This window comes from Rahnella perminowiae, from assembly GCF_019049755.1.
Taxonomy (GTDB): Bacteria; Pseudomonadota; Gammaproteobacteria; order Enterobacterales; family Enterobacteriaceae; genus Rahnella; species Rahnella perminowiae.
Window position 1 is genome coordinate 1 of record NZ_JAFMOS010000175.1, and the last position, 1,384, is coordinate 1,384.

Consider the following 1,384-nt stretch of genomic DNA (forward strand, 5'->3'; position numbering starts at 1 on the left):
AATAAGGGGTTATGGTAAATGTATATAAAATATTTATGGCACAAATACCCTTACAGGTTTCTTCATGTAAGATTACGTTCAACATTAAAATGCAGTCAGCACATAAAATAACACATGATAATTGATGGATATAAAATGAAAATTGTCGTAACTGTTCTGTCACTCGCTCTCATTTCTGGCACTACTTCGATTCTACACTGGATACGGATGACCTGAATCAGATCATTACGCTGTCATCTGAATCCTGTCCCGCTGAAAGCCAGGCATTATGCGGTAAACTTATCGCTGCTGCGTAAAATGCAGAGAAATAACATTAGTGATAAATCACAGGCGACAGAGGTATGATCTGCCGCCTGAATGCTAATTAACTTTTGTCTGTTATCCGCACGGTTCTTTTGATCAGATTCCCCTGCCGGTCATAATAGCGGCTCGGCCAGACAGTATGTGGTGGCACACCGATTGCCTGAGAAATCAGGATCTCTCCTTTCGGCCAGGGTCTGGAAAGTGCATTAGAAAGCGTGGAAGAACTCAGCCCCGCAGCGCGTGAGACTGCTGCCAGCGTGGTGCCTTTCTTGCGAAGTGCTGCAATGATGTCGGCGGGATGCCAGTCGTTGAGTGTATTCATGGATTGCTCCTTCAGATAGTTAATCACTACCACGGGAGCTGCGAAACTCTTTGGTGGTAGCCCAGACGAGGTTCGCAGTACCGGTTCTGAAGGCTACCGGCCAGCCCGAAGGCTGCCCCGCCTGAGCCACCATTGAGATACTGCTTGTGGATTACAGCCACATTTTCAATAGTTGCGTCAAAGCGACGGCACTCTCAATGTGAGGTGCCGCCTTCAGATTACACGGGCTGCGAAACCCGGCTGCGGATTGTGCCGCAGCGGTGTAGATTATATCGGAAATCAGAAGGACTGACCAAGTAACTCGTTGAAGTTGCGAGGTGGATTCCAGGAAGTTTTTATGGAGGAAAAGATGGCTACTTATAAAGAAATAATTGCGGATGTGAAGTCCAGAACAGGTAAAACTATTCACACTCCTTGCTGGATTGCGCATGTCAAAGCGATGCATGGCTTAACCACACGACAAGCTCATAATCGCCAAGATCCCAAAAAACGTGTAAAACCCTGCCCTGAGGAATGGATTAGAGAAATAGAAAAATCTTTGCTGAAATTAGGAATGATCGATTCCCTATAATATTAAGGAGAAAAAATGCCGAAGCTTTTACCCGATTTTATTTCTCAACAACAAATCATTGATGCTATCCAGCAATACAACTGTGGAACCTCGCATAAATTTGATGCTTCTCACATTTATGATGTTATGTATCCTCCCAATAATGTATCTTCTGTCTCGGTTATGTAGGACAATGGCTTGTTCCCTCC

The 1,384-nt window shown here is 44.9% G+C and carries 3 protein-coding genes; 1 reads left to right on the forward strand and 2 read right to left on the reverse strand.

The window, feature by feature from the left end; genetic code table 11:
* Positions 1 to 364: 364 nt before the first annotated feature.
* Both J1785_RS01015 and J1785_RS01020 read right to left on the reverse strand, forming a co-directional pair.
* On the reverse strand, positions 365 to 625 hold the full coding sequence (locus J1785_RS01015) for a helix-turn-helix domain-containing protein (protein WP_217218595.1): 261 nt from the start codon (positions 623 to 625) through the stop codon (positions 365 to 367).
* 19 nt (positions 626 to 644) lie between these two features.
* A complete protein-coding gene (locus J1785_RS01020; protein WP_238483016.1) occupies positions 645 to 758 on the reverse strand; it encodes an ash family protein in 114 nt (37 codons plus the stop codon).
* Between the two features lie 216 nt (positions 759 to 974).
* Here J1785_RS01020 and J1785_RS01025 point away from each other — a divergent pair, with 216 nt between their 5' ends.
* The gene (locus J1785_RS01025) at positions 975 to 1,196 is read left to right on the forward strand and encodes a hypothetical protein (RefSeq protein ID WP_217218594.1); all 222 of its coding nucleotides are present in this window, start codon (positions 975 to 977) and stop codon (positions 1,194 to 1,196) included.
* Positions 1,197 to 1,384: the final 188 nt, after the last annotated feature.

Excerpts from the sequence above, each read along its gene's own strand:
- J1785_RS01025 (WP_217218594.1), top strand. The coding sequence starts at position 975 with ATGGCTACTTATAAAGAAATAATTGCGGATGTGAAGTCCAGAACAGGT.
- J1785_RS01020 (WP_238483016.1), bottom strand. The coding sequence starts at position 758 with ATGGTGGCTCAGGCGGGGCAGCCTTCGGGCTGGCCGGTAGCCTTCAGA.
- J1785_RS01015 (WP_217218595.1), bottom strand. The coding sequence starts at position 625 with ATGAATACACTCAACGACTGGCATCCCGCCGACATCATTGCAGCACTT.